Raw genomic sequence first — 24,394 nt, 5'->3', positions numbered from 1 at the left:
ATTAAGCTTGTTACAGGCAAAATCGTCGTTATTTGTCACAATTCTTTATCTTAGCCAAAATAATTAATAAACATATCCAAAAATTAATGAATACGGTATCAAGAGTACTCTTAGGTGCGTCTATCGTTTTTTTTGTTCACGAGGTTGGTTTCGCACAAAAGAAATTGGATTTTGCACAGTCCTGGGGGCAAAAGTCATCGTTGACAGTTCGTACCAATCAGTATCCTGGCTGGGCAGACGGGACAGCTTATCTGGAAAATGATGTAAATGATGGTCGTTTATATCAGGTTAACATTAAATCAGGTCACAGAAGCATTTATACAGTTCCCGCTAAAGAAGGGACGGTTGTTTATGTCGAGAACAATGATATCTTCCTGAAAGGTACCGATGGTGTAGCAAAGAGGCTGACCAACTCTCCTGATGTTGCTGAACAGAATCCGACCTTATCACCGGATGGTAAATATGTAGCCTTTACGCGTAAAAGCAATCTGTATAGCGTGGACGTGACTTCAGGAAAAGAAATGCAATATACAAAGGATGGTACTGATGTGATCTACAATGGTTGGTCATCCTGGGTATATTACGAAGAAATTCTTGGGCGCCCAACAAAATATAAAGCTTTTTGGTGGTCTCCGGACAGCCGTAAGATCGCTTTTATGCGTTTCGATGATACCAAGGTTCCGATGTTTCCGATTTATTCGTCCAAAGGCCAGCATGGTTACCTGGAGGAGACAAGATATCCCAAAGCCGGTGACCCAAATCCGGAAGTGAAGGTAGGAATCGTTCACCTCGAAGGGGGCAACGTTACCTGGGCTGATTTCAACGAGAAAGACGATCAGTATTTTGGCCAGCCTTATTGGGCCTTTGATAGTAAAAATGTGATGGTACAGTGGATGAACCGGGATCAGAACAATTTAAAGTTCTATCAGGTGGATCCAAATTCTGGTGCAAACAAAGAAATCTACGATGAGCGTCAGGCTTCATGGATCAATTTGGATCACGATGAGCGTATCACATATCTGGCGGACAACAAATATTATATCCTAAAATCGGATAAGACAGGCTGGGCGCATTATTACCTCTATAAATTGGATGGAACATTGGTCAATCCAATTACTTCCGGCGAATGGCAGGTAACGGAATTAAAACGGATTGATGAAAAAAATAAGGTGATCTATTTTACCGCACGTAAAGAAAACTCAGCGCGTTTTGATTTGTACCGCGTGGATTATTCAGGTAAAAACTTAAAACGTCTGACGTTCGGTGAATACTCGCACGATGTGAATGTATCGCCTGACGGCAAGTATTTTATTACCAAATACTCCAATGTGAGTACACCCGATCGGTTCGCTTTGTTGGATAATCAAGGTAAGGTCTTACGTCAGCTAGCGGATAGTAAAGCTGCTGATTTTGCCTCGTATACCTACGGTAAAACCGAATACTTACATCTTAAATCAGATGACGGACTGTTCGATCTTCCATTGACCATCACTTATCCGACAAATTTTGATAAATCAAAAGTTTACCCGGTTGTTTTCAGTATTTACGGTGGGCCTGACGCGGGAACGGTAAAAGATACCTGGAAAGGAACGGCCAATCAGTACTGGGCCAATGAAGGAATTATTCAAGTCTCTGCAGATCACCGGGCATCGGGTCATTTTGGTAAACAGGGAGTTGCTTATATGCACCGCAATCTTGGTCACTGGGAAATTATTGATTATTCGACAATTGTTAAATGGTTAAAATCGCAACCTTGGGTCGCTAAAAACAAAGTACTTATTACAGGGCATAGCTATGGTGGCTATATGACTTGTTTGGCGATGACGAAGGCGGCAGATGTGTTTGATTTTGGTATTGCTGGCGCACCGGTTACCTCATGGGATCTGTATGATAGCCATTACACGGAAAGATGGATGGACACGCCTCAAGACAATCCAGACGGATATAAAGCTGGTTCTGTGTTGACCTATGCCAATAATTATAAAGGCGTGTTGCGCATTATGCATGGCGATATGGATGACAATGTTCATTTGCAGAATACAACCCAACTTGTCGATAAATTAACGGATCGAAGCGTCCCTTTTGAATTGATGATCTATCCGGGAAGCCGTCATGGATTTGACCGTTCGAAAAGTAAATATGATTTTAATGAGCGTGCGCGTTTCTACTACCAATACTTATTGGAGAAGCCGCTTCCCAAAGAATTTAAATAGGAAGACTTAAGGTCAAAATAGAAAATCCCTTATCCATTCGGATAGGGGATTTTTATTTTTAGCCTGTTTTCATCTATCTGGGATAACAGATTTTCCATAACCGTTCTTTTTATGTTAAAAATGATAAAAAAAGTGATTTTTCTAGGTGTGTAAATTGTTGAAAATTAAAAAATATGGCATCTTTGTAGAAGTTTATTCAAAGAAAAAATGATTCAATTCCTAAAGGAAAGTACTTTTGCCGTTAACGAGGTTTTTAATAAGTCATTGGAGTTGCTGAAAAGGCATTATTTTTCAGTGGCGGGGCTTTGTTTTTTACTATTTGTAACCTCCGGACTGTCTAATTATCTCGCGACCACCATCAGTGATTTCAATGTGGTGTTGAGTGGCTTTATGGCATTTTTTTTCATGGTGATGTATTTTGGATTGAACATGACTTTGTTTAAGTATATTTTAAGTCTGATTGATGGTAACCAGGAAAAGAAACTCGTCCAATGTATCCCGAGTACGAAAGAGCTTGCGTACTTTTTTGGCGCTATGTTGAGTATTATGGTGCTTTCTATAGCACTTTTGATGCTATTGGGGGCCGTCTCTTTACCATTCCTTTACCTATTTGAAAATGGTGACAATCGGATGGAGCTGATGAGCAACTTTACGATGTTTGTTGTCTTTGTTGCGGCCATATTGACGTTCATCCTGATTATTCGAGTGGCATTTTATCCGTTTTTCATTATTGATAAACACGCGGGGACGTTACGGTCATTACGCTTCAGTTTTGCATTGACAAAAGGCAATGTATTCAAACTATTATTGATTTTGGCTGTATTTGCTTTTTTCCAGTTACTACAGATGTATTTTAATTATTTAGAATATTACATAATTTTTATTATTTTGAACCTCGTGAGCTCGTTTTTGGTGGTACCTCTGGCTAGTATTGTTGTTTCGGTCGCTTACCGATCCATGATGGCGGATTACCATGGGGGAGAAGATCCAAAGATTTTAAATAATATATTTTAATTAATAGCAAAGGTTTTGAGTAAAAAAGGAATTGCCATTTTAGGGGCAACGGGAAGTATAGGCACACAAGCCTTGGATGTGATAAGAGCCTTTCCTAATACATTTGAAGCAATTGTTCTGACTTGTGGCAGCAATGTCACACTGTTGATCCAACAGGCCTTGGAGTTTAAGCCCAAAGCAGTGGTGGTAACAGATTCCCTACACTATAATCAGGTACAGGATGCTTTAAAAGGATATGATATCGCTGTTCTTTTGGGTGAAGCCGGATTGGTTGAAGTGGTGCAGTTGGAAGAAGTTGATATCGTTTTGAATGCAATTGTTGGATCTGCGGGATTAAAACCGACTGTTAAAGCGATTCAATCGAAAAAAGATATTGCACTGGCCAATAAGGAGACACTTGTTGTCGCTGGTGAGCTGATAATGGCCTTAGTGAAAGAATATGGTGTACGCATGCTTCCTGTGGATTCAGAGCATTCGGCGATCTTTCAGTGTTTGACCGGTGAGGAGCATAATCCAATTGAGAAAATATATGTGACTGCCTCCGGCGGTCCTTTTCGTGGGAAAAAACGTGCCGATCTCCTACAGGTTACGAAGGCCCAAGCCTTGAAGCATCCCAATTGGTCGATGGGCGCCAAAATTACGATTGACTCGGCATCCCTGATGAATAAAGGGCTAGAAGTGATTGAAGCAAAATGGCTCTTCAATCTGTCCATAAATCAGGTGGATGTGATTGTACATCCTCAATCTATTGTACATTCGTTAGTTCAGTTTCAGGATGGTTCCATGAAGGCCCAAATGGGGATTCCTGATATGAAATTGCCGATCCAGTATGCACTGACCTATCCGGCACGTTTTGAAAACAGTTTTGAACGATTTAATTTCATGGACTATCCGACGCTCAGTTTTGAAAAAGCAGACATGGAAACTTTTCGGAATTTGGCATTGGCGTATGAAAGCCTTCGTACCGGCGGAAATAGAAGCTGTGTATTAAATGCGGCCAATGAAGTGGTTGTGGATGCCTTCCTGAAAGATCAAGTTGGTTTTTTGGAGATGAGTGATATTATTGAACAGACATTAGATAAAGTAGAATTCATTGCGACACCGACGCTGGATGATTATCTGGAGACGGATCGTGTCGCAAGGTTAATAACAAAGGAAATAATCAAAGATTAAATTTTAAAAAGCATACATGGGTGTTTTAATTATGGTCGGACAAGTGATTTTAGGCTTGTCAATTTTAATTGTTCTACATGAGTTAGGACATTTCTTAGCAGCACGTGCATTTGGTATCAAGGTGGAAAAGTTTTATCTGTTCTTTGATGCTTGGGGAGTGAAATTATTTAAATTCAATTATAAAGGATGTGAATATGGTATTGGCTGGTTGCCTTTAGGCGGTTATGTCAAGATTGCGGGTATGATCGATGAATCGATGGATACGGAGCAATTGAAGGGGGAGCCACAACCTTGGGAATTTAGATCAAAACCAGCTTGGCAACGTTTAATCGTCATGTTAGGCGGTATTATTGTCAATATTGTCGTCGGTGTTGTTGTTTTTTGGATGCTGACTTTTAAAATGGGCAATACAGACATTAAAATGGATCAGCTGGTAAACGGTATTGTACCTGGGTCCATTGGTGAATCTATTGGTTTGAAAGCTGGCGATAAAGTGATTGCAATAGACGGTCACCGTATCGAAAATTACTCGGAGCTGATCAGTTCTAAAGTATTGATGGGGGGAGTTGCACTTACAGTTGAGCGTGATGGAGCTACAGCAGAAGTCAAAGTCCCCGCTGATTTATTAAACACGCTTTCCGACAAAAAAGGAGAGAAGTTTATCGAGCCACGGGTTAAAACGACCAGTGTTGCTGAAGTAGCTCCCGGTTCGGTGGCAAGTAAAATGGGGTTTGTGAAAGGCGATAGCATTATTGCCGTAAACGAGACACAGGTTCCTTTCTTCGATCAATTTAAGGCGCAAATAAAAGCGAACAGCAATAAAACGGTTGCGATTAAAGTTTTACGCAAAGGGGCTGAAGTTTCCTTGCAAGGAATTGTTCCTGCAGATGCCATGCTGGGAATAGGGATCAATCGTGATTATTCTATCAAATCGTTTACAACGCAATATACCTTGATGGAGGCGTTTCCGATCGGTGCAAAGAAAGCGTTTACAGTGATTACCGATAACGCTAAGGGATTTGGTAAAATTTTCAAAGGCGAAGTGCGTGCTGATAAAGCATTATCTGGCCCTATTGGCATTGCAACTCTGTTTGGCACGGAAGTGGACTGGATCCGTTTTTGGTCCTTAGTAGGGATGTTGTCTATGGCATTGGCATTTATGAACCTATTGCCTATTCCAGCTTTGGATGGCGGTCACGTGTTGTTCTTGTTGGTTGAGATGATTCAAGGCAAGCCATTGAGTGAAAAATTCCTAGAAAAAGCACAAATGGTCGGTTTCTTCATTCTTTTGGCCTTGATGGTCTTTATATTTGGAAACGATATCTTTAAGTTATTTAAATAAGTCAACGGTCGCCGGTCAATGCTGACGGTGACTATTTCTAAAAAAAGCTAAAAGCCAACGATGGTCGGAAGAAATTCCGACCATTTTTTGTGATATGACAGTGCTAGCAGGAAAAGGTCTTTACATTTGATTTGTAACATTTATGTATGCAATAGCCCTGCATTCACTTCAATACGCTTTTTCCTGCATTCAGGATGAAGGTCTTTCCAACAATAAATGATTTTTTATATTGCATTTAAAAAACTATTTATCTAAGTTTGACCATGGATGGAAGAAATAGAGCAGATGTAAAGCCAGGTATGTTGGTGAATATAATCTTAAAAAAGGACCAGCGTACGGGAAATCTAACAGAAGGCATTGTGAAGGACTTGCTAACATCGTCCTCTTATCATTCGAGGGGGATTAAAGTCAGGTTGACGGACGGCCAAATAGGAAGAGTGGCCGAAATTATTGAAGATGATTTTTAGGAGATAATCTACCGGTCTTCTTTTCTCTTTACCACATCTTTTCTAGCGTTGTTGACGCGAAGAGATTGCTACCTATGATGTTCTTATTGTATAAATCAAACTAAAAGTTTGTTGGATTGTTAATATTGGACATTTTGAAATAAAATTTGTATAATAACATAATTATTGCTAACTTTTTTCTGTATTTTTTATTTTATTACATATTTATATAATATTGTTTTTATAATTACTAAATGACAGCTTATTCAAATGGATACCAAAGATAGATGTACGATTGTCTACGCAGATGATGCGATGATTCATCATGTGTTGATGCGAGCGATGGCTCAATCACATTTATTGGATTTGGTTTATTGTGCATCCAATGGCAGGGAGTTGATCGACTACCTCCATGAAAACGAGCATGAGCTTCCTGAGATATGTATATTAGACCTGCATATGCCTGTATTAAACGGAATAGAAACGGCAAAAATTGTGAAAGAAAGATTTCCCTCGATCAGAATATTTGGGTTGACTTCGAGCAGTGATGAGAATGAGCGGATGGAATTGCGGGACGCCGGGGCAGAAGAGATTTTTTCGAAAGAACAGATGCCTTTATTAATGAAACAACTTGCGCCCAGCCTATAGAACGTATAAATAAGGAAGAAGCCTAACAGATGTTAGGCTTCTTCTTTTGCTTCTAAGGCATCCTTGAATTTCAGCAGTCTAATCCAGGATGGACATTTGCTTAAATCTTTTTTCCATAAGCTTACATGGATGAAGCTTGTGCTCAAGAAACGCTGAACGTCGAAGACCTGCATATCTTGCTGTATTTCCAGCGTTTCGGGCAAGTCTTTGGATTGAAAATAGTGTTGTAATTCTTCTGGAGTCATACCACAAAAATAAAGTTTTAAATCCTTATCTCCAACCTCCACCGAGCGCACGATACAAGTCTACAAATGCATCTAAATGCTGTTGTCGTAATTCGACGAGATCCAGGTCGCTATTAAGGGCATTACTTTGCGCGGTAATGACCTCTAGATAGGTGGCATACCCACTTTTAAAGAGTAGACCTGCGTTTTTAACTGCCAGGTGCGCGTTATCGACCCTTTCTTTAGCCAAAGCTAATTGTTCACGTTGCTTGTCGACTGTGACCACTGCATTAGAGACTTCGGCGACTGCCTCGACAACTTTTTGTTGCAGTTGGATTTCGGCTTTATCACGTTCCAATTTAGCAACCTCATACTGTGTTTTCAATGTTTTGTTTTTGAAAATAGGCGTGGTTAAATTTCCAGTTATTCCACCAAGCAATGCGCCAGGGATATTAAACCAATTTTTAGGGAGCATACTATTTACCCCTAATACGCCGCCCACGGTCAATGACGGATAACGCATAGCCTGTTGGATATTCGCATTCGCATTGGCTGCCATCAGTTGAAATTCAGATGATCGGATATCTGGTCTATTGCGGACAATCTCGATTGGGGACCCCAGGGAGATGTCTTTGCTCTCCGCGAAGAGATGCTCGTAAGAAGTTCCTCTTTTGATGCTGTCGGGTAATTTTCCGGTAAGTGTCTGCAGCGCATTTTCCTGGATGGCAATTTCCTTTTCGATTTCGGGAACGAGGGAGGCTGCCAATAGGCGTTGTGATTGTGTTTGTTGGATCGCCAAGGCGGTGATTTCACCAGCTTCATATTGGAGCTTGATCATGCGGAGAGTGCTGTCATTTAATTGGACGTTCCGTTTGGCAACTTCAATTTTGGCATCTAGCATCAAGAGATTGAAGTAACCTTTTGCCACAGCTGTTATGATCGAGGTCTGTATCGCATTTTTTGCCTCCTGTGTATCCAAATACTCGGCTAAGAGTTGTTCTTGTTTGCTTCCTATTTTCTTCCAGATATCGACTTCCCAGCTAAAATTAATATCAGAGCCAAACATGGATTGATAGACGAACATATTTTGCGGCGCTTTTTCATCCTTATGATCGTAGTATTTAGTCAGAGGACCACTGCCAAAGTCCTTTGATCGCCAGGTACGGTTTCCATTGGCAATTGTTGCATTTACACTCGGCAGGTAGTTGGCTTTATTCTGCGCTAAGACTCGCGTTGAAATCTGCAGGTTGAGCAGTGCAGTTTTCATTTCAAAGTTATTTGCTAAGGCAGAATCAATCAATAGCTTCAATGTGGGATCATGAAAGAAGGATTTCCAATGGATCAGGCCCATACTGGAGGTATCTCCGAAGTAATCCAGCGTATCGCCACGAAAGTTTTCCGGAAGTTTGAGTTTGGGCTGCACATAATCTTTGCCGATCTTACAGGCATTCATCAGGCCTAAGAGGCCAATGATGATCGATATTCCCGAAAGGTATTTTTGTATGTTTTTCATTATTCTTCCTCTTCTTTAGCTAGTTTATCATGTAGTTTTTCATCCAGACTTTTGAATACAACAAAGAGTACGGGGATGATAAAGATGCCGAATGCTACACCAAAGAGCATGCCGCCGGCGGCGCTGAAGCTGATCGAATGGTTACCGATTGCCGAGGGGCCAACCGTCCACATCAAGGGTACCAGCCCTGCAACAAAAGCCAGGCTGGTCATCAAGATTGGCCTTAACCTAAGTTTTGAACCGCTAATGGCTGCTTCGACAATGCTTTTGCCATTTTTTCGCTCCTGGACAGCGAACTCCACGATCAGAATCGCATTTTTGGCCAAGAGGCCAATGAGCATAATGAGTCCGACTTGCACATAAATATTGTTTTGAAGTCCCACCAGGTTGATCACGGTAAAAACGCCGATCAGGCCGACTGGTATGGACAATAGTACTGCCCAAGGAAGGATATAGCTTTCGTATTGAGCCGAAAGCAGGAAGTAGACGAATAGGATACTAAGCGCAAAAATCAAGATCGTCTGCGAACCGGACTGACTTTCTTCATAGCTCATGCCCGTCCATTCAAAACCGTAATTACCCGGAAGTTTATTGTCGGCCAATTTTTGGATTGCCTGCATGGCATCATCAGTACTGTAGCCTTCCGCTGGCGTAATATTAACCGCTATCGCGTTGTACAGATTGTAGCGTGTAATAGTTTCCGGACCCACCGTCTTTTCTAAAGTTAATATGGTGTTAATAGGAACCATTTCGCCTTTACTATTCCGCACAAAGATAGAATTGAAGGATTCGGGATCCTTCCGGAAGTCGAAATCCGATTGAACATAAACGCGGTATTGGCGACCAAACCGGTTAAAATCACTCGCCTGTACACGTGCAAAATAAGACCGTATTGTAGACATAAGATCTTTGATTTCGACGCCCAGCGATTTTGCCTTTACGGCATCGATATTTACTTCATATTGAGGGAAGTTTGATTTAAAGCTTGTGTAGGCGCTGCGAATTTCAGGCAGCGTATTGAGCTGGTTAATAAAGGTATCTGCAATGGTGTTGAAATCCCGAATGTCACCACCCATCCGATCCTGAAGAACCATTTCAATGCCGGCAAAGTCTCCAAAACCCTGTACGGTAGGTCGGGGGAACACCGTAAACGTTGCTTCATTGATCTGGGATAGATCATGCCTAATGGTATCCATAAACGCATTAATGTTTTTGATGTGCTCGCGTTTGGCATGTGGTTTTAAGGTAATGTAACCAGCAGCAAATGCCGGGCTCGAACTTCCGTCCAGGGCATTAAAACCAGAGACTGTTGTCATGCCATTAATGTCCTGTCTTTTCTTTAAAATACTATCGGCACGATGAAGAACCTCAGTAGTCCGACTCAATGAAGCGCCGGGAGGGAGGGCAATGTTATATGTAATAAAGCCATCATCTTCGGTCGGAATAAAACTTTTGGGCGTTTTAATCATGAACACGATGCCAAGTGCTGTAATTAAAATTAAGCCTGCCCAGGCTATTTTTTTATTCTTGATCAGTATTTCTACAATAGCGACATAACGGGCCGTCAGCCGATCAAAAGAAGTATTGAATGCTTTAAAGAAACGATCTTTAAATTGATTGATTTTGCTGCTGTCTTGATTGGTATGCTGTTTCGGGGCTTTCAGTAGGAGAGCACATAAGGCTGGACTTAAAGTTAAGGCATTGAGTGCTGAAATCAGAATCGCCGTTGCCAAGGTATAGGCAAATTGGCGATAGAAAATACCTGCTGGCCCTTCCATAAATCCTACAGGCAAAAATACAGCAGCCATGACCATGGTTATTGACAGGATGGCTCCCGTAATTTCGGACATCGTCGACAATGTTGCGGCTCTGGGTTTCAATCCTGTGCTGTGCATTTTTTCATGGATAGCTTCGACGACAACGATGGCGTCATCCACTACGATTCCAATAGCCAACACCAGGGCAAACATCGTGAGGACATTGAGCGAAAATCCAAAAAGCTGCAGAAAAAAGAAGGTTCCCACCAAGGAAACTGGGATTGCAATTGCCGGAATCAGGGTGGATCGAAAATCTTGCAGGAAGATAAAGACAATAATAAATACCAGGATAAACGCCTCAAAAAGGGTGTGCTCCACTTGGTTGATCGATTCGTCGATCTGATCACGTACTGAATAGGTCACCTCATAGTGTAGGCCTTTTGGAAATGTTTTTGATTGTTCTTCAAGAACCTTTCTGACAGCAATATCGATGTCATGGGCGTTGGAACCACTGGTCTGTGTTAAGTTGAGTGTAAGACCGGGATGGCCATTCACCTTGTTGTCGCTGCTTAAATTTGTAGCTCCGAATTCTACCCGGGCCACATCTTTTAAATAGAGCACTGAACCGTCGGTGTTGGTTTTGATCACAATACTCTGGAATTCCTCCGGTGTGGTGAAACGCCCCTTATGACGGATCACTGTTTCGAAAGCTTCATCCGAGGTTTCTCCAAATTTGCCTGGGGCAATCTCAAAGTTTTGATCTTTTATAGCATTCATAACATCTTGTGGAACGAGGTTATAAAGGGCTAGTTTTTCTGGGTTCAGCCAAAGGCGCATCGCATAATCCCTGGCCCCCAAACGGGAAACTTGAGCTACGCCATCGACACGCAGCAAAGGTCGCATCAGGTTAATCTGTGCATAAGCCTGGAGAAAGGTTTCATCGTAGGCGCTATCCTGGTGATCGGAGTAGAGATTGATGGTCATTATGACACCGGTTTGCCGAGGCATGACCGTGATGCCGGCTTCATTTACTTCGGCAGGAATGGAACTGATTGCTTTGGAAATCCGTGTCTGTACGTTGACCGAAGCAATATCAGGATTGGTACCTGTCTTAAAGTACACCGATACACTTCCCGATCCTGAATTGGAGGCAGACGACTTGATATAGGTCATATCCTCTACACCATTGATGGCTTCTTCGATAGGCAGCAAAACACTTTTTGCTACGGTTTCCGCATTAGCACCGGGATAACTTAGTGAAACAAGCACACTTGGTGGGGCAATTTCTGGAAAGCGCGAGACAGGCAGGAGTTTTAGGCCCACCAAGCCTAAGATAACCAGGATAAAAGAAACCACCGTAGCTAATACAGGCCTATTTATAAATGTTTTTAGCATATACATAGAATTTTAAACACGCTACTTTTGGTGCACAGTATGCCTGGCACCGGGTAGTATGCAAAAATGATCGATAATTATTTCTGTAAAATCGGGGTCACTGGTGAACCGTCGGTTAATTTGTCAAATCCGCTGGTAATAACGCGATCGTTTTCCTTGAGGCCTGTATAGACGATATAATTGTTTTTACTTTTGCCCATCAGTTGGATATTTCGTTTTTGCGCCTTATTGTTTTGGTCCAGTATATAGACAAAGGTTTTATCCTGCAATTCATTGACGGCTATCTGCGGAATTTGAAGAACGTCTTTTTTTACTTCGGCAATCTTAAGGGTGCCGCTACTTCCGGATCGAAGTATGTTGTCGTGGTTTTGGAAAGTGGCGCGCAAAGAGATTGCTCCCGTAGTTCGGTTAATCTGGCCATTGACGGCGTCGACAATACCTTTTTTTGAATATTCCTCACCATCTGCGAGGACTAAAGTAACTTCTGGAAATACGAGCTTTTGATTCTGGTTGTATTTTTTCCCTTCCAAGCTATCTTTTTTTGCCTGTGCTTTGGAAAAATAAAGAAAGTCAGATTCATTCATGGAGAAATATACATACACTTCTTGGATGTCTGAAAGATAGGTAAGGGGTTCTTTATCGCCTTTTGATACCAAATTTCCAATACGCTTTGGAATGCGGCCAATGTAACCACTTACCGGAGCGGTGATCACTGTAAAATCTTTGCTGATCTGCGCTGAACGTACGGCTGCGATGGCCTGGTCCAACGTTGCCTTGGCTACTTGATAATCTGATTTTGCCGACGCCAGTCTGACATCGGAGATAACGTCGTTTTGAACCAACGGTTTCAACCGGTCGACTTCGAGCTGTGCATTTTTAAGTTTGGCTTTGGCGACTTGCTCCGTAGCAACCATGTTATTGAGATTTTCTTGGTAAGTAGAAGGGTCTACCTTGAACAGTTTCTGGCCTTTTTGAACAAATGAGCCTTCATCGATATAAATTTCCTGAAGCAGCCCTTCGACCTGTGGGCGGACCTCCACGTTAACTTTACCTTCTATGGTTCCCAAATAATCCTTGATGGTGGTGGCATCAGATTTAGTGACGGTATAGACTGGCAAGGCTACGTTTTTTTCTTTGGTTTTATTTTCTTTTGAAGAACTTGAAGAACAACTTACCTGTGTGGCTAAGGCTGAACAAATCAAAAAGGTTACGTTAAAAAAAGATAATGTTTTTTTCTTCACAATGCTTGATTAATTTTTACGATATATGTGTTGAGTAATATGAATATTACAATATAAACGACAAATCGTTTAATTATTGTGAAGATTAACATTTGTTAACACCTCAAATTTTAGTTAATAACCGTTCAATTATTAATCAAAAATAATAGTTAATAGTTTTAAGGGTTTGATAGTTATGGTTTTATGGAGAGGGATACATCATATTTTCCTAGAAAGGGAAAATATGATGTTGGTTGAAATACAGCTTAAAATTTAAGGTGCTTCACGGTCAATCCGTTATTGATAAGCTGTTTTAAAGCATCAATACCTATGCTGATATGTGCTTCTACATATTTTGCTGTAACTGTTACATCACTGACAGACGTTTTGACTCCTTCGGGTACCATTGGTTGATCCGAAACCAGCAACAGAGCACCTGTTGGAATCTTATTGGCAAATCCGACACTGAATATCGTTGCGGTTTCCATATCCACGCACATGGCACGGATTGATTTTAAATACTTTTTGAAGGCTTTATCATGTTCCCAAACTCGTCTATTGGTGGTGTATACCGTTCCTGTCCAGTAGTCACGTTGGTGATCCCGGATTGTCGTGGATATGGCCTTTTGCATGGCGAAGGCGGGTAATGAAGGTACTTCGGGTGGAAAGTAGTCATTGGAAGTTCCCTCACCGCGGATAGCGGCTATTGGAAGAATCAATTCGCCTACAGGAATTTTTTTCTTGATTCCACCGGTTTTACCCAAAAATAGCACTGCTTTTGGTGCAATTGCTGATAATAAATCCATAATGGTTGCGGCCATTGGACTTCCCATCCCGAAATTGATAATGGTGATGCCTCCGGCAGTGACGGATTGCATCGGTTTATCTTCTCCATAAATAGGCGCATTATCATGCATTTCAGAAAATAGGTGTATATATTTCGAAAAGTTCGTTAAAAGGATATATTCCCCGAACTCTTCCAAAGGTCTTCCGGTATAACGGGGAAGCCAGTTGTTCACGATTTCTTCTTTGGTTTTTAAACCTGGTGTGATCGGACTATTTACGGTATTCTTTGCACTTTTCTTTGTTGTCATAGTCATTAAATTTAATTTCTTGAATCTCTTATCTTCCTGTCAACATTCCGTTATGGCTATGTTATTATTGTAATATAAGATTTTTAATTCTTTTCTAAAAAAAAATCCCGTTCAGCGAACGGGATTTTTTTAAGCAACTTTAAGCTTTTTTAAATCAGACTTTTCGAATTTCTTCTTCGCATAGTCTAGCGTGATTTCCAATGCTTTCTGTCCCGTCTGCTCTTTCGTTGACGGAATTTCAAACATGGCATCCAGCATAATGGCTTCGCATATACTGCGTAGGCCTCTGGCTCCAAGTTTAAATTCGTCAGCTTTATCAACAATAAACGTATAAACGTCAGGATCAAATTTTAGCTCAATACCTTCGTATTCAAACAGCTTTTTATATTGTTTTACCAAAGCATTCTTTGGCTCAGTCAGAATACTCAGCAAGGTTTCCTTATCCAGCGGGTTTAAGTAAGTTAATACAGGAAGACGACCAATCAGCTCTGGAATTAATCCAAAGTTCTTTAAGTCTTGCGGTGTAATATACTTGTACAAATTGTTCAAGTCAATTTCCTCTTCGTCCTCGTTCATTTTATAACCTACTGTCTGGGTACGCAGACGGTTTGCAATTTTCTTTTGAATACCGTCGAATGCTCCACCACAGATGAATAGGATATTGCTTGTATTAACCGCGATCATTTTTTGATCAGGGTGTTTACGGCCGCCTTGCGGTGGAACGTTGACAACTGTACCTTCGAGAATCTTCAGTAAAGCTTGCTGCACACCTTCACCCGATACATCTCTCGTAATAGAAGGATTGTCGCTTTTACGTGCGATTTTATCAATCTCATCGATGTAGATGATACCACGCTCAGCGGAAGCCACATCGTAATCTGCCGCTTGCAGTAAACGCGTCAATATACTTTCTACGTCTTCCCCTACATAACCTGCTTCGGTCAATACTGTAGCATCCACAATACAGAAAGGTACATTAAGTATCTTGGCGACAGTTTTTGCCAGCAAGGTCTTACCAGTGCCTGTTTCCCCCACGATAATCAAATTGGATTTTTCGATTTCGATCTCGTCTTTATCCACTTTCTGATTTAAACGCTTATAGTGATTATAAACGGCTACTGAAATTACTTTTTTGGCATCATCCTGACCGATGACATATTGGTCCAAGTGGGTTTTAATCTCCAAAGGACGGATCAACTTTAAAGCTGTCTGTAAAGTTTTACTTTTTCGTTGTTTTAATTCTTCTGCCAAGATTTCGCCTGCCTGCTGGATACAACGGTCACAGATGTGCGCACCGTTGCCAGCAATAAGCATCTGGGCTTCATTTTTGCTTATGCCACAAAACGAACAATGAATGTCTCTATCGTTATTCTTTGCCATTGTTATTTAATAATCTCCTTCTTTGGAAGTAAAATCTCGTCAATCATACCAAATTCTTTGGCCTCATTAGCCCGCATCCAGTAATCGCGATCGGAAGATTTTTCTACCCATTCGTAAGTTTGTCCAGAATGATCTGAAATAATGGTGTATAATTCTTCTTTTAATTTCATCATCTCACGTAAGTTGATTTCCATATCGGCTGCAACTCCTTGAGCGCCACCGGAAGGTTGGTGAATCATGACGCGTGAGTGGCGTAAGGCTGCACGTTTGCCTTTTGCACCAGCAACTAAAAGAACAGCGCCCATAGATGCTGCAATACCGGTACAGATGGTTGCTACATCTGGCGTAATATATTGCATGGTATCGTAGATTCCTAGTCCAGCATACACGCTTCCACCCGGTGAATTGATGTAAATCTGGATATCACGTTGTGCGTCGGTAGACTGTAAGAACAAGAGTTGTGCCTGAATAATGTTGGCTACCTGATCATCAATACCGCTGCCTAAAAATATGATACGGTCCATCATCAAACGCGAAAATACATCCATCTGAGCAACGTTCAATTGACGTTCTTCAACGATGTAAGGCGTAAGGTTTGTCGGAATGCTAGTCTCTGTACGAGCAATGAAACTATCAACATGTTGACTTCCAATACGGTGATGCTTTACTGCATATTTTCTGAATTCGTTTTTATCTATATTCATCTTTTTATTTTTTCTATTCTGTAGGACTAATATAAAACTATATTTTAAAAATCAAATAAATTGAAAAGATGTTTTACATCTACTTTACATTTTTTCGGTGCTCCCCGTTCAAGACCTAAGGGAGACTGAATCTCCGGATTAATTTTTATCTATTTCATGCATAGCTCCTTAGTCAATTTCGTTGTAGTTGGGGAGGTCTTCCAAAAATTCGTAAGACTTTTTGATAAAATCAATTTTACAATAATAATGATTCATACCGTTGCTTACTAGCAGGTATGGTATACGGTGAACTGTATTATAATTTGCAATTTGCTCAAATACTTGTTGTGTAATTTTTATATGAGGTGCCTTAAATTCGGCTAAGACCACCTTATGCCCGCTGCTGTTATAAATTAACAAATCACTTCGTTTCTGCAGGTTATTTAATTTCAAACCGCCTTCGATGTGCATCAGTGCCTTGGGATAATTTTTCATGAGCGACAAATAGTTGATCCAATGCTGCCTAACCCATTCTTCCGGTGTTAATACCAGATCCTTTTTTCTGAGCTCATCAAATATATAAATCGCATTGTTCTTTTTAGATATTTTAGCTTGATACGGCGGTAAGTTCAGTGGAGTCGGTGAAAACATACACAAATATACTAAAATTTTAGCAAAAAAAATACATTCATCAGGCATGAAATATGGTGTTTTTTTGCTGACGAAGATGATTTTTTGTAAAAAACCTCAGGTCTGCTTTTGTGGCCGTATTGCTTGACCAGAATTGTGGAAGTTGTGGTGTTAAATGTTCATGGCTTTAAACCAATAGCTTAAAGTGATGGTCGTACATGAATCAATTATAAAAGCGTTAATTCGGCGAGGTTACTCGCTTAAATTGCCATTAAAATCGTAATTTTGCTTCCTATAAAATGTCCATAGTCGAACTAGATACACCATGTGAAGATGCAATAACATGGGACATTTTAGACTGTAGCAGATTGTTTGGATGCGGGAAAGTAATGGGGCAACCGATCTGCAGTGAAAAAATAAATAAATAGACCGGGTACTCCATAGCAACTTTAGACAAGTTGCCGCGTGTAAAGAGCTTAATTGGGCCCAGGGAAAATAAATACTATCGATAGTTTTTGCATATGAACATAAATCCGATCTTATCTGATATTAAGAACAGGTCTTTTAAACCAGTGTATTTATTGCAAGGGGAGGAGAGTTATTTCATTGATACCATTGCCGACGCATTGGAAGCGACGGTATTGAACGAAGCACAAAAGGGTTTTGATCAATCGATTTTCTATGGAAAAGATATTGATATATCTACCATTGTCAATGCAGCAAAACGGTATCCCATGTTGAGCGATTATCAGGTGATTATTATTAAGGAAGCGCAGGAGCTGAAATGGAAATCGGATACGGAAGAACTGTTAACTAAATACCTGGAGCATCTTACACCGACAACCATTCTTGTGTTCTGTTTTAAACATGGGAAATTTGACAAACGCAAAAAGGTCTATAAAGTCTTTGAAAAAAAGGGACTAGTTGTTGATGCGGCCAAACTATACGACGATAAGGTTGGCCCATGGATTGGGACGTATGTGAAAGATGCGGGCTGGCGCATTCATCCGCAAGCTGCGGTGATGATTGCGGATTATCTCGGTAATGACCTGTCCAAGGTGTCCAATGAACTTGACAAACTGATGCTTAATGTTCCGAAGAGCCAAGAGATAAGCATGGAAGATGTTGAACGGAATATAGGTATTTCCAAAGATTATAATGTTTTTGAATTAAATACTGCTTTGGCTAAACGTAATGCCCTAAAAGCATATCAGATCGTCGATTATTTTGTCGCCAATCCCAAAAATAATCCACTGGTGATGGTTATTGGACAAATTGCCACCTACTTCACGAAGATTCTCAAATACCATTATCTGATAGACAAATCCGTCGCGGCAAAAGAACTGGGGGTACATCCTTTCTTTCTAAAAGAATACGAGCTTGCTGCACGGAATTACAATAGACGGAAAACTTTCGATGTGCTTAATGTGTTGAAGGAGACCGACTTGAAATCCAAAGGTGTCAATGTGCCGAGCAATTTCAATAGTGAAGAGATTTTAAAAGAAATGATCTACCGGATACTTAACTAATCTCATCCAACAGCAAAAACACCAGAAATGGTGTTTTTTTTTACACAAATTTAATAATTAAACACTTGTTTAAATTAAACGTTTGTTTAACTTTGTCGCGCATTTAGCGAGAACGTCTTTTATTATCGCTATGAATATGCGATGGTATCTTTAAAAGATCGAGGTTTAAAATGGAATTTAACGAGAAACAGATTGATATTTTACTTGCAGCTGAGCGTCTTTTTGCAACAAAAGGGTTTGATGGGACTTCCGTGCGTGATATTGCCAACGAAGCGAATGTAAATGTTGCAATGATCAACTATTATTTTGGATCAAAGGACAAGTTGCTGGATACGTTTTTTGAGTGGCGTGTTCCTGATTTTATGATCAATGTGGATGAGTTGGCGCTTATTGACAATGCGCTAGACAAAATAGACGCGATGGTAAATCGATCAATTAAATCGATGAATTCGCATCGTAAGCTGTATCATATCATTACCATTGAAAGTTCACTAAAACAGCGGATGCTGATCTCTGAAGCATTCAGGAAGCTCAAATTGCATAACCTGGAGGTTATTTCTTCCGTGATCAATGAAGGTGTAGAACAGGGGGTGTTCAAAGGTGGATATGATCCAATTTTAATCCATTCGATGATGATGGGAACTTTTATGAATTTCCAAATGAATCATTGCTTTTTGCAAGATCAGTTGCATATCGATAACGATGAAGAATATGCAAATTATATAGAAACAACTTTAACAGAATTTATACAGACAACAATTAAAGCTTTATTGACATATGAAAAATAAGTTGGCCAATTTGAGTGCTTTATTGCTTTTAAGTCCCATGGGTTTGTTGGCACAGGACAACAAGCACATGACTTTGGAAGAAATAATTCACTTGGCCGCAAATCAAAGCGTGGAAGCGAAGTCTGCCGACACCAAGATATTGGGTAGGCAGCTCGAGGTGGAAACGGCCAAATCGAAACAACTTCCCGATGCAAAATTGAGTGGACAATACATGGCTATGACCACACCAAATGTGAATTTAAAGTTGGCTTTAGGTGAGGGGGGATCTGCTCCAGATATCGCTGCAAACCAATTGTGGTTGGGTCAGGCTTCGGTGAGTATGCCAATCTATACCGGTGGCAGAATTAAGGGCGGCATTGATATTGCAAAGGATGTATTGAAAGCCGAGGAATACAATGCTGTAGCGAGCAAAGAACAATTGGCTATACGTGCAGTAAATCTTTATTTGAGTCTTTATAAGGCTCAACAAACCAATTTGTTGATTGCTGAAAATATTAAGCAGTCGGAGCAACGTGTTTCGGATTTTAAAGCGATGTTGGATAATGGTTTGATCGCACGTAATGACTTATTAAAAGCAGAACTGCAGCTTTCAAACTATCAGGTTTCGCTTCAGGAAGCACAGAAAAATATCAAGGTGCTGAATTATCAATTGGCTAATTTCTTGAAAATTGATGAAGATACCCAACTGGATCAGATCAATTTGGGCGAAGTCACAGGTGTGGATTTGGGCTTAAAAGCATCATATGATGCAGCAAAAACCTCGCGCTCAGATCTAAAATCGATGGAATCGCAACGTTTGGTTGCTGAAGATCAGTTGAAAGTAACAAAAGCGGCTGCCATGCCAACTGTTGCTGCAACAGCTGGATACAATGCTTTTGGTCTTCAAAAGGTGGTTACCGTGACGAATGCTGCCATGGTTGGCATCGGCGTTTCTTACGATATCGGTTCGCTTTACAAAAATAAAAGAGAAGTGAATGTGGCAAAAAACCGTATCAAGGAAATTGATGAGCATATTGAATTATTAAATGACAAGGTAAAAGTGCAGGTTCAACAGGCCAATGAAAACTATATGCTGGCACAAAAGCAGGATGTGGTCTATCATCAGGCGGTGGATCAGGCTGTTGAAAATTATCGGATCACCAAAGATAAGTACGATAATGGTATCGCAGATACCGACGACTTGTTGACCGCAGACGTACAGCAGCTGCAAAGCAAGATCAATCTGGCAATCAGCAAAGCAAACACCATTGAAAAATATTACGACCTGCTGTTAGCAAATGGGTCTTTAAACATTAAATAGCAATTAATCTAGACATGGAAAATACAGTAGAAAACGCACCTGAAAAAAAAGGTACAAATAAAAAATTTACAATTGTTTTGGCTGCATTGGTCATCTTCGGAGGGGCTTATGGGGCGTATAAATATATGCATGGCCAGGCGCATGAGACTACAGACGATGCGCAGGTAGAGAAAAACATGAGCCCGATCATTCCACGGGTGGGTGGTTTTATCGCTAAAGTCTATGTAAAGGACAATGATTTGGTTAAAAAAGGGGATACGTTATTTACCATTGAGAGTCAAGACTATCAGGTTCGTGTGGACGAGGCATTAGCAGCATTGGCAGCAGCTCAAAGTAGCTTTGATGTTTCAAAGGCAGATGTATCTGCGTCTTCGGCTAATGTGGCGATCTCAGATGCAACGATCCAATCCAATTTAGGCAGCATCGATGCGGCACGTATTCGTGCTAAGCAAGCGAACAATGATTATATCCGCTACCAAAACTTATACAATAACCAGTCCATTACGAAACAGCAGTACGAGCAGGCATTGACTGCGAAATTGGAAGCCGACAAGCAGGTTGAAATTTTGCAACAGCAACGCAATGCCAGTGCGTCGCAACGTAATGCAATCGTCAGTAAGACTACAGTGGCTTCAAAACAAACTTCTGTTGCTGAGGCGAATATAAAAAGAGCGAATGCACAGCTTGAGGCGGCTAAATTGAACCTTTCTTATACCGCGGTACTGGCTTCTGTGGATGGTCAGGTATCCAACATTAAGGTTCAGCCTGGACAAATGGTCAATCCAGGTCAGTCTTTATTCTACATTGTCGATAATATTGAAACTTGGGTAGTAGCCAACTTTAAAGAGACGCAATTGGAAAAAATGAAGCCTGGTCAAAAGGTGGGGATCAAAGTGGATGCTTATCCTAATATCGAATTTGAAGGTGAAGTAAATTCTTTCTCACCGGCGACAGGATCGCGTTTTTCTTTATTGCCGCCAGATAATGCGACTGGTAACTTTGTGAAGACTGTTCAGCGTTTACCTGTAAAAATCAAATTGACAAAAGACAATAAAGCAGAAAATGTGGCTTTGCTCAGACCGGGCATGAATGCTGACGTAGATGTGCATGTTCAATAACTATGGAAAATTTAAATCAACAAGATAGTCTGGTTGAATATGGTTTTCGACGTGTTGTAATCACGATTACAGCGGTGCTTTGTGCGCTGTTGGAAATCGTGGATACAACCATCGTCAACGTGGCTCTGAACGACATGAAAGGTTCGTTGGGGGCGACCTTGACAGATGTGGCATGGGTTATCACGGCTTACGCAATCGCCAACGTAATTGTGATTCCGATGACCAGCTGGTTGTCCCAACAATTTGGACGGAGAAATTACTTTGCTGCGTCTATTATCATATTCACAGTATCTTCATTTTTATGTGGTAACGCGACCAATATTTGGGAGCTTGTTGCATTTCGTTTTATACAAGGGATGGGCGGGGGAGCGTTGTTAGTAACAGCGCAGACCATTATTACAGAGAGTTACCCGAAGGAAAAACGTAGTATGGCTCAGGCTATCTATGGTATGGGGGTAATTATTGGTCCAACGCTAGGCCCACCGTTAGGTGGATATATTATCGATAATTTCTCCTGGCCATATATATTCTATATCAATGTGCCGTTAGGGATTATTGCGACCTTGTTGACCTTATCTTTTGTGCGCAGTCCTAAATATAGCCAAAAGCAATCTGCAAAGGAAGTGGATTGGTTTGGTATGATCTTTTTGATCATGTTTATTGGTTCCCTTCAGTTTGTATTGGAACATGGACAACAGGATGATTGGTTTGACGATCCCTTGATTTTAGGCTTGTCAATCTTGTCTGTTTTCGGACTATTGTTCTTTATATGGCGGGAATTGGTCTATGATAAACCCATTGTTAACTTGCGGGTATTGAAGGACAAGAATTTGCAGGTTGGTGTAGTGATGAGTTTTATTCTTGGTTTCGGCTTGTTTGGATCGACTTTTATTATTCCAATCTATACACAGTCGATATTGGGATGGACGGCCACAGACGCAGGTTTGTTATTGTTGCCAAGTTCAATCATGACCGGTATCATGATGCCTTTTATTGGGAAGATGATCCAAAATGGTGTTCCCCAAAAATATATGGTTGCCGTAGGACTAAGTATTTTTTTTGGCTTCTGTTTTTGGATGTACAGTCTCATGACCAATGATACGGGAGCAGAGCACATGTTTTGGCCCCTAATTCTCCGTGGAGTTGGCTTAGGATTGTTGTTCGTACCTGTCATGACACTCTCCCTATCGACATTACATGGTAAGTCAATCGGTGAAGGAGCTGCCTTTACAGGGATGATGCGCCAGCTGGGTGGTTCGTTTGGTATAGCCTTAATTACGACATTTATTGCCCGTGATAGCCAAAAACATCGCGTCGATCTGGTGGCTAATTTAGATCCAAGCAAGTTTGATGTGCAACAACGGGTGCAGCAATTGCAAATGAGCTTTCAGGCGAAAGGTTTTTCGCCCAATGAAGCTTTGGCCAAAGCACACCAGATACTCGATATGAGCGTGATGAAACAGGCTACTGTATTATCCTACATGGATGTGTTTTTGTATCTGGGTGTGGTATTTTTGCTGTGTGTCCCCTTTGTTTTGATGATCAAACAAGGAAAGACGCAGATCGATATGTCCAGTGTGCATTAGCATTTAAATAGTCCGGTAAGCTGGTATCACGGTGACTTCTCAGTAAAGTACTGGTTATCGTTCAGTCAGAAGTCCTCAAAAAGTGTTTAGCTTTTTGAGGATTTTTTTGTGCATTTTCTTTTGCGATAGAAAAGTCCTTAAGGTTGGCGTTTGTTCTTGTCTAAACAGGAGCAAGCATACCTTTGATCAATTGAAAAACCATAAATTGAAAAACCTGATTTAAAATTGATTGTTTAATAATAAAGAGTTTGAAAGAATTTATCTTTTGGCATCAGAAAAGACGAATCTTATCAAATAGCGACTCAGATAGATTGTTTGTCTTTAAAATAGCAAATGGATGTATACGGAAAAACTTAATTTTTTGGCATTTATCATTCCCTTATTTTTAATTCTGATGGTGTTGGAATATGGGTATAGCCTCAAAAAACAGAAACGTTTTTATTCTTTTGATGAATCGATCTCAAATCTTAATGTTGGTATCGTTGAGCGTATGTGTGATATGTTTTCCGTTAGTTTATTTTACTTTTTTTTCGTTTGGGTGTATCAAAATTTTGCGATATTTCAGATTGAAGCTAATGTTTGGACCTGGGTTATACTTTTCCTATTTACAGATTTTCTCTGGTATTGGTATCATCGCTATAGCCATGAAATAAACCTATTGTGGGCTGCGCACGTTGTACATCACCAAAGTGAAGATTATAACTTTACGGTGGCGGCCCGGATCACCATATTTCAAGCCGTTTTCCGTTCGCTATTTTGGGCTTTTATCCCCCTTTTGGGGTTCCCGCCCTTTATGATGACCGCTATTCTGTTGATTCATGGCGTGTATCCATTTTTCTCCCATACGCAGACTGTTGGAAATTTGGGTATTTTGGAGCGGCTATTTGTAACGCCTTCCCATCATCGGGTGCATCATAGCAGCAACGAAATCTATCTGGATAAGAATTATGGGGATATCCTGATTATTTGGGATAAGCTGTTTGGAACATTTATATCGGAACAAAAGGAGGAGCCTTGTGTCTATGGGCTCACAAAGCCCATTCACCGCTATACTTTTCTATGGCAGCATTTTCATTATTTATTTGAAATTGGTTTGTCATTTAAGCGGGCGAAAGGATTTGGGAACAAAATGCGGACTATATTCGGTAAGCCTGACGATATACAGCCTGAAATTCGCGAAGAACTGGAAGAGCGCATATTTGCCGGAGCTAAGCCGCAAGTTCATGCGCAGGCGTTAAGCCGCTATATCTTTTTTCAGTCCATGTTGACGATGACACTTCTTTTTTTCTTTCTGCTTTATGGTAATTATCAGCAACTGATACAACTCGTTATTGGCGGGGG

The 24,394-nt window shown here is 40.7% G+C and carries 20 protein-coding genes; 12 read left to right on the top strand and 8 right to left on the bottom strand.

Translation table 11 applies throughout. The features are described 5' to 3' along the window. Positions 1–86 precede the first annotated feature (86 nt). The 6 genes from B3E92_RS07265 to B3E92_RS07240 all read left to right on the top strand — a co-directional run bounded on the left by B3E92_RS07265 (position 87) and on the right by B3E92_RS07240 (position 6,836). Positions 87–2,213, top strand: coding sequence for a S9 family peptidase (locus tag B3E92_RS07265; RefSeq protein ID WP_286895972.1), 2,127 nt, complete (start codon positions 87–89; stop codon positions 2,211–2,213). Between the two features lie 207 nt (positions 2,214–2,420). Further along, positions 2,421–3,227: a beta-carotene 15,15'-monooxygenase gene (locus B3E92_RS07260; protein ID WP_070565532.1), complete on the top strand. Its 807-nt coding sequence runs from the start codon at positions 2,421–2,423 to the stop codon at positions 3,225–3,227. Positions 3,228–3,242: 15 nt separating this feature from the next. Then, positions 3,243–4,400 carry a 1-deoxy-D-xylulose-5-phosphate reductoisomerase gene (locus B3E92_RS07255; RefSeq protein ID WP_112376162.1) on the top strand — a complete coding sequence of 386 codons (1,158 nt, stop codon included), beginning with the start codon at positions 3,243–3,245 and terminating at the stop codon, positions 4,398–4,400. Between the two features lie 16 nt (positions 4,401–4,416). Next, a complete protein-coding gene (rseP, locus tag B3E92_RS07250) occupies positions 4,417–5,742 on the top strand; it encodes an RIP metalloprotease RseP (RefSeq protein ID WP_070565528.1) in 1,326 nt (441 codons plus the stop codon). Positions 5,743–6,005: 263 nt separating this feature from the next. After that, a complete protein-coding gene (locus B3E92_RS07245; protein ID WP_070565526.1) occupies positions 6,006–6,209 on the top strand; it encodes a YwbE family protein in 204 nt (67 codons plus the stop codon). Positions 6,210–6,458: 249 nt separating this feature from the next. Continuing rightward, positions 6,459–6,836, top strand: a complete 378-nt coding sequence (locus tag B3E92_RS07240; protein ID WP_070565524.1) for a response regulator — start codon at positions 6,459–6,461, stop codon at positions 6,834–6,836. Between the two features lie 32 nt (positions 6,837–6,868). Here B3E92_RS07240 and B3E92_RS07235 read toward each other — a convergent pair whose 3' ends face one another. The 8 genes from B3E92_RS07235 to B3E92_RS07200 form a co-directional block, all read right to left on the bottom strand. Next, on the bottom strand, positions 6,869–7,081 hold the full coding sequence (locus B3E92_RS07235) for a DUF6965 family protein (RefSeq protein ID WP_070565692.1): 213 nt from the start codon (positions 7,079–7,081) through the stop codon (positions 6,869–6,871). Between the two features lie 25 nt (positions 7,082–7,106). Beyond that, positions 7,107–8,573 (bottom strand): efflux transporter outer membrane subunit, encoded by a 1,467-nt coding sequence (locus B3E92_RS07230; RefSeq protein ID WP_115045728.1) that lies wholly within the window; start codon positions 8,571–8,573, stop codon positions 7,107–7,109. Next, positions 8,573–11,725 carry an efflux RND transporter permease subunit gene (locus tag B3E92_RS07225; protein WP_286895969.1) on the bottom strand — a complete coding sequence of 1,051 codons (3,153 nt, stop codon included), beginning with the start codon at positions 11,723–11,725 and terminating at the stop codon, positions 8,573–8,575. The genes B3E92_RS07230 and B3E92_RS07225 overlap by 1 nt, the downstream gene beginning before the upstream one ends. A gap of 77 nt (positions 11,726–11,802) precedes the next feature. Next, complete coding sequence (locus B3E92_RS07220; RefSeq protein WP_112376164.1) at positions 11,803–12,966, bottom strand: efflux RND transporter periplasmic adaptor subunit; 1,164 nt, start codon at positions 12,964–12,966, stop codon at positions 11,803–11,805. Between the two features lie 245 nt (positions 12,967–13,211). Further along, a complete protein-coding gene (locus B3E92_RS07215) occupies positions 13,212–14,045 on the bottom strand; it encodes an AMP nucleosidase (protein ID WP_070565520.1) in 834 nt (277 codons plus the stop codon). 123 nt (positions 14,046–14,168) lie between these two features. After that, on the bottom strand, positions 14,169–15,419 hold the full coding sequence (gene clpX, locus B3E92_RS07210; RefSeq protein WP_070565518.1) for an ATP-dependent Clp protease ATP-binding subunit ClpX: 1,251 nt from the start codon (positions 15,417–15,419) through the stop codon (positions 14,169–14,171). Between the two features lie 2 nt (positions 15,420–15,421). Further along, positions 15,422–16,123, bottom strand: a complete 702-nt coding sequence (gene clpP / locus B3E92_RS07205; RefSeq protein ID WP_046674530.1) for an ATP-dependent Clp endopeptidase proteolytic subunit ClpP — start codon at positions 16,121–16,123, stop codon at positions 15,422–15,424. Positions 16,124–16,291: 168 nt separating this feature from the next. Further along, positions 16,292–16,753: a type I restriction enzyme HsdR N-terminal domain-containing protein gene (locus B3E92_RS07200; RefSeq protein ID WP_070565516.1), complete on the bottom strand. Its 462-nt coding sequence runs from the start codon at positions 16,751–16,753 to the stop codon at positions 16,292–16,294. 500 nt (positions 16,754–17,253) lie between these two features. On the opposite strand from B3E92_RS07200, the gene holA reads away from it, so the two are divergent. From holA to B3E92_RS07170, 6 genes are all read left to right on the top strand, one after another. After that, positions 17,254–18,261: a DNA polymerase III subunit delta gene (holA, locus tag B3E92_RS07195; RefSeq protein WP_070565514.1), complete on the top strand. Its 1,008-nt coding sequence runs from the start codon at positions 17,254–17,256 to the stop codon at positions 18,259–18,261. A gap of 170 nt (positions 18,262–18,431) precedes the next feature. After that, complete coding sequence (locus B3E92_RS07190; protein ID WP_204991060.1) at positions 18,432–19,049, top strand: TetR/AcrR family transcriptional regulator; 618 nt, start codon at positions 18,432–18,434, stop codon at positions 19,047–19,049. Then, on the top strand, positions 19,039–20,349 hold the full coding sequence (locus tag B3E92_RS07185; RefSeq protein WP_112376165.1) for a TolC family protein: 1,311 nt from the start codon (positions 19,039–19,041) through the stop codon (positions 20,347–20,349). The genes B3E92_RS07190 and B3E92_RS07185 overlap by 11 nt, the downstream gene beginning before the upstream one ends. Positions 20,350–20,363: 14 nt before the next feature. Beyond that, complete coding sequence (locus B3E92_RS07180) at positions 20,364–21,467, top strand: HlyD family secretion protein (RefSeq protein WP_070565508.1); 1,104 nt, start codon at positions 20,364–20,366, stop codon at positions 21,465–21,467. Positions 21,468–21,469: 2 nt separating this feature from the next. Then, a complete protein-coding gene (locus tag B3E92_RS07175; protein ID WP_070565506.1) occupies positions 21,470–23,053 on the top strand; it encodes an MDR family MFS transporter in 1,584 nt (527 codons plus the stop codon). Positions 23,054–23,390: 337 nt separating this feature from the next. After that, on the top strand, positions 23,391–24,394 hold a 1,004-nt coding region (locus tag B3E92_RS07170; protein ID WP_286895965.1), incomplete at its 3' end, for a sterol desaturase family protein.

Source organism: Sphingobacterium sp. UBA6317 (genome assembly GCF_002440385.1).
Classification (GTDB): Bacteria; Bacteroidota; Bacteroidia; order Sphingobacteriales; family Sphingobacteriaceae; genus Sphingobacterium; species Sphingobacterium multivorum.
This window is presented reverse-complemented; position numbering and strand designations above follow the sequence as displayed.